The sequence below is a fragment of the Halorientalis sp. genome, assembly GCF_028275115.1.
GTDB lineage: Archaea > Halobacteriota > Halobacteria > Halobacteriales > Haloarculaceae > Halorientalis.
The window spans coordinates 1-5,128 of the sequence record NZ_JAQCNH010000030.1; the positions used below are offsets into that span (position 1 = coordinate 1).

Below are 5,128 nucleotides of genomic sequence, written 5' to 3' on the forward strand. Positions count from 1 at the left end.
GGAGAGATGCTCGAATAACGCCAGCGTCTCCGTTTCCACGGCATTGAAGAACGATTCTACCGAAGGATCATCTTGCAGGGTCGCTGAACTCATTCCACCTCAGCGTTCACCCTGCTCTTTGGTATGCGAACTGTTCTATGACACCCTCCGTATTCAGTAACCCCCAACTGCCGAGATCACTGCCCGAATCACTCCACACCTCGATCTTCCGATTATAGATTGGGCTCGACAGCGTCTGAAACGTCTGTTTGAGACTCGGTGAACTTATGGGTAAGAGACAGGCCTTTAGGCGCGGGAGGATGTCACCAAGTCCTTGCTGTATACAGCGCGCGTATCGGTCACAAATCAAACGGGCCTCGCTGTCGACAGACCGATTACAAATTCAACGTTCGGAACCGGAAGATATGTGGGCGACTGGCCACCAGTACCCCCGGTTACAGTTCGAGGCTGTTGCCACCCGGCCACGAAGACATGGCGGCCATCTTTCACGAGCAGTGCCGCTTTACAGAGGTCGTCGACACCTACACCGACCATCGACTCGACGAGACCTACTACGAGACTGGTAGGGAGTGCGAGGCGGAGCGTCACTACCGCTTCGAACTCGCGTACGTCGTCGACGAGTCCGGCACCCGGCTGGACCGCGACGACATCGACCGACTGGAAGAGGAAGGTGACGACGGCTTCGAGACAATCATCGAGGCGGTGATTGCGGCGGAGCAAGCGTTCCCCGAGGTCGTCGACATCGACCCCGACCGTCAGGAGGGTTAGGTAGTCGTCCGATACGGCGGCTTCCAACTCGGCTACGAACCGGAGGGGGATGCGTGATGGCTCGAAACGACGAGTCACCTCACTATCGGGATCCCGGGTGTAACCGGGAAGCCACGCACACAGTCATCGTTAACGCGCCAGGACGAGGGTATGCGGAGGACAGCGCGTGCCGAGAACACGCGGAAAAGGCACGGAATCACGTCTACGTTAGGGAAGTCCGGCGTCGGGGAGGTGACGAGGCGTGAGTTCCGAGAGCGTTCAGCCCGAGGTCGAACCCCGGACTCTCCGAGCCGCCACGGGGTATATGACGATTATCGAGGAGGCCCGGTCGCTGTTCTCGGTCACCACGGAGTCAGGCTCCGAGTATACCTGCGACCTCCGGGAGCCTGCCTGTACGTGCCCCGACTTCGACTACAGGGATGATGTGGAAGAGTACAAGCACATTCGACGGGTCCGCATCGAGGTCGGCCAGGTCGATACCGGCGCGCTCGAAAACCGACTCACAGAGACAGCTGACGACCTCGACGCGAACGCTTTCTCCCTGTCGGCGAGGCCGAGCCGGGCCAGCCCCTCCGGAAAGACGTTCACGAGTCGACGGAGTGTCCCGTGGGCCACAGTACAATGAGTGTGTACACGGTAACGTAGCTTACGACTGCGGCGTCTCCCTACGCTGTTATACACCGCGTTTATCTTCCTCTGTAACATACATCGGGTATGGAACAGTTTACTTCGCGTCGGTCGTTCCTGGCTGGCGTCGGAACTGGTGTCGCTGCGGGACTCGCCGGGTGTGGCGGCCTGGGGTCGGGGTCAGAGACCCTGAAGATGCTGGACTGGGGATACGTCTACGACAACGGCGTCCTCGAAGCGTTCGAGGAGCGACACGGCGTGACCGTCGAGCGACAGTCGGCACAGGGGTCCGCGGAGTCGCTGTCACAGATGCGGGCCGAGCGTGCCGACTACGACCTCGTGCCGCTCGGGAACTACGCCGTGACACCGGCGATGGAGGAGGGGCTCATCCAGCCCCTCGACCTGGACCAGGTCCCGGCTTACGAGGACGTCTTCGACTTTCTCAAGACCGACTACTTCGAGCAGGACGGGGCGGTGTACGGGATTCCGCGGAGTTTCGGACACACGCCGCTCGCGGTGAACACGGACCTCGTCGACGCCGACGTGACCGCGCTCTCTGACCTCTGGAGCGACGAGTTGGCGGGGGACGCTGGCGGCCGGGACGACGCACGCCTCCAGACGCTGTACCGGAATGCGGCCTTCGATAAACCGTTGAACCCGACCAGTACGGACGATGTGGACTTCGACGCGCTGCGGGCGGATTTGATAGACCGACTGGAAGGGACTTCCGGGCTCTGGAACAACGGCGGGGAGTCAGAACAGCTCATGCGGAGTGAGGAAGTCGGCGTCCAGCCGGTCTGGAACTACGTCACCCAGACGCTACAGGCCGACGGGATGCCCGTAGAGCGAATTTATCCCGAGGAGGGGACGAAAGCGTGGTTCATCCAGCACTGTGTCCGGGCGGGCGCGGAGAACCCGGAACTGGCCCACACGTTCATCGAGGAGTGGCACACGATGATGGGATACGACTCGCTGATGGCGCCGAACAACATCGCCGTGCCCAACGAGCGGGTCTTCGAGGAGAACAATGTCGACCGGGCCGCGTTTGGGCTGGACGACCCCGACCAGTTCATCTACGAGGAGCCAAAGCCACAGTCCCTTATCTCACAGTACACCGAGACGTGGAACACGGCGAAAACGGAGGCTGACCTGTAGTGAGTGCCCTCACGGTCGACGGGCTCTCGAAGTCATTTGGCGACGAAACCGCCGTATCGGACGTCAGCCTGACACTCGAGGGGGGCGAGTTCTTCTCGCTCATCGGCCCGTCGGGCTGTGGCAAGACGACGACGCTCCGGATGCTCGGTGGACTGTCCTCACCCGACAGCGGAACGGTCCGGTTGGACGGACGGGACGTGACTGCCCTGCCGGCCCGCCAGCGCGCGACCAACATGGTGTTTCAGGACCTCGTTCTGTTCCCGCACATGACTGTCGCGGAGAATATCGGGTACGGTCTCGCCCGCAGCGGTGTCACCGGGCCCGAGCGGGCACAGCAGGTGACCGAGGTACTCTCGCTCGTCGGCCTGAAAGGGTTCGAGAGCCGTGACCCAAACTCGCTTTCGGGTGGCCAGCAGCAACGCGTCGCGCTGGCGCGGGCGCTTGTCAACGACCCCGCCGTGCTCCTGCTCGATGAACCGCTCGCGTCGCTCGACCGGGCGCTCCGGGAGGAGATGCAGTCGGAGTTCAGGCGAATCCAGCGAAACAGCGGGACGACGTTTCTCTACGTCACCCACGACCAGGAGAGCGCGATGAGCATGTCCGACCGTATCGGCGTGATGCGTGACGGAGAAGTCGTCGACAGGGGGGCCCCGCGGCGGCTGTACAATCAGCCCCGGACCCGGTTTGTCGCCGAGTTCCTCGGTGACGCGACGGTACTCACCGGCACGGTGCGCGAACGCGGGGCCGGGACGGTGGTCGTCGAGACGGGTGCCGGCGATGTGACGGCAGAGCAGCTTGATCGAGACCCGACTGTGGGCGAGCAGGCCACGGTCGCCGTGCGGCCCGAGACGGTCAGGCTCGACGGCGGGTCGATAACCGGCGAGGTCATCGACACCGCGTACAAGGGGTTCTACGCCGAAGCGACCGTCGCCTGTGGCGGGGCGGAACTCGTAGTCCGGCGCGAGCGACAGGCGACGCTCCCCGACGGCGGCGAACCGGGGACCGGGCCGCTGTTCAGTGTCGGGGAGACGGTCACACTATCTGTCGAACGCGCGGTGGTGGTGGCCAATGGCGACGGCTGACAGCGGGACCGGGCGGGACTGGGCAGTCGCCGGCGGCCCGACAGTACTCGCGCTCGCGCTCGGGGTGTTCCCGCTGGCAGTGCTGTTCGTCGAGAGCATCGGGCCGGGGCTCGGGACGGAGAACTACGCCAGAGCAGTGAGCCCCCTCTATCGGGGCGCGCTGTCCTACTCTATCGGCGTCGGTGTCGCCGTGACGGTCGTCTGCCTGGCTATCGCGTACCCGGTGACGTTCTGGCTGGCCCACCGATGTCCGGCCCGCTATCGGCTCGCTGGACTCGTTGCCCTGACGCTGCCGCTGTGGCTCAACTACGTCGTCCTGAACTACGCGTGGGTGTGGATACTCGCCCGTGGTGGCATTGTAAACAGACTGCTCGTCGGGACTGGACTGCTCGCCGAACCGCTCGACCTCCTGTATACACAGGTGTCGACGGGCATCGGGTTCGTCTACATCTACCTGCCGTACGTCATCCTGACGATGTACGTCTCGATGGAGCGGCTGGACTATCGGCTGCTCGAGGCTGCCCGCGACCTTGGAGCGACGAACTGGCGGGTGTTCCGTGATATCGTCGTGCCACAGACGCTCCCCGGGGCCGCCGCAGCGACACTCGTGGTGTACGCGCGAATCGCCGGTGCGTACGCCACACCGGAGATTCTGGGAAGTCCGGGCAACGTGATGATTGCACGACTCGTCGTGGATGCGTTCCAGGGGTACGCAAACTACGGGTTCGCGGCGGCCCTCTCCTTCGTCTTCCTGTGTCTCGTTCTCGCCGGGTTTGTCGTCGGTGCCGCCTTCCCGCGGGTCAGGAGGGAGCTCCGCGGATGGTGAGCCCGGTCCGGCGAGCGATGACCGAGGGGGTGGGTCGGTTCCCCGGCGGTGTCGTCGCGCTCACGCTCCTCTTTCTGTACGGCCCGGTCGTGATCGTGGCATACCTCTCGCTGTCACCCACGGGCCAGCCGACGATTCCCATCGAGACGTTCTCAGGGCGCTGGTATCGGGAGGTCTTACAGGACAGGCGGTTCGTTCGAGCGCTCGTCAACAGTTTCGGCATCGGTGTGGTCAGCGCTATCGGTGGCACCGCGCTCGGACTCGCGGGGGCCTACACCATCACCCGGAGTCGCTTGCCACGATGGGTCCGGCGCGGCGTCGCAATCGTCATCGCGCTCCCGCTGTTCGTGCCGACTGTCGTCGTCGCCTTTGGTATCGGCCGTGCGAGTGCTGTCGTCGGCCTGGGGTTCGGTTACGTCCCGATTGTGCTGGGCCATCTGTTCTGGGTCCTGCCCTTTACCACGTTCCTACTCGCCGCGCGGTACACGGAGCTAGACCACAATCTGGCCGACGCCGCGACCGACCTCGGTGCCGACCCCCGGACCGTGTTTCGCACCGTCACGCTCCCGCTGTTGTGGCCGTCGCTGGTCGCGAGTCTCCTGTTCGCGTTCGCGCTGTCGTTCAACGAGTTCCTCATCACGTTCTTCCTTGCAGGGTCGGGCGTGACCAC

The 5,128-nt window shown here is 63.9% G+C and carries 6 protein-coding genes; all 6 read left to right on the forward strand.

The window, feature by feature from the left end:
- Window positions 1-471: 471 nt before the first annotated feature.
- Window positions 472-768, forward strand: a complete 297-nt coding sequence (locus tag Q0964_RS05570; RefSeq protein ID WP_299264529.1) for a hypothetical protein — start codon at window positions 472-474, stop codon at window positions 766-768.
- 241 nt (window positions 769-1,009) lie between these two features.
- Entirely contained in the window at window positions 1,010-1,393 is a 384-nt protein-coding gene (locus Q0964_RS05575; protein WP_299264531.1) for a hypothetical protein, read from the forward strand.
- An 89-nt stretch (window positions 1,394-1,482) separates the two neighbouring features.
- Complete coding sequence (locus tag Q0964_RS05580; protein WP_299264534.1) at window positions 1,483-2,550, forward strand: ABC transporter substrate-binding protein; 1,068 nt, start codon at window positions 1,483-1,485, stop codon at window positions 2,548-2,550.
- Window positions 2,550-3,632 carry an ABC transporter ATP-binding protein gene (locus tag Q0964_RS05585; protein WP_299264536.1) on the forward strand — a complete coding sequence of 361 codons (1,083 nt, stop codon included), beginning with the start codon at window positions 2,550-2,552 and terminating at the stop codon, window positions 3,630-3,632. Before Q0964_RS05580 ends, Q0964_RS05585 begins: the two co-directional genes overlap by 1 nt.
- Complete coding sequence (locus tag Q0964_RS05590) at window positions 3,619-4,458, forward strand: ABC transporter permease (RefSeq protein ID WP_299264539.1); 840 nt, start codon at window positions 3,619-3,621, stop codon at window positions 4,456-4,458. The genes Q0964_RS05585 and Q0964_RS05590 overlap by 14 nt, the downstream gene beginning before the upstream one ends.
- The coding region (locus Q0964_RS05595; protein WP_299264542.1) for an ABC transporter permease at window positions 4,452-5,128 on the forward strand (677 nt) is incomplete at its 3' end. The genes Q0964_RS05590 and Q0964_RS05595, both read left to right, overlap by 7 nt.

Coding starts and splice junctions, on each gene's coding strand:
- Q0964_RS05570 (WP_299264529.1), top strand. CDS start 472: ATGGCGGCCATCTTTCACGAGCAGTGCCGCTTTACAGAGGTCGTCGAC.
- Q0964_RS05580 (WP_299264534.1), top strand. CDS start 1,483: ATGGAACAGTTTACTTCGCGTCGGTCGTTCCTGGCTGGCGTCGGAACT.
- Q0964_RS05590 (WP_299264539.1), top strand. CDS start 3,619: ATGGCGACGGCTGACAGCGGGACCGGGCGGGACTGGGCAGTCGCCGGC.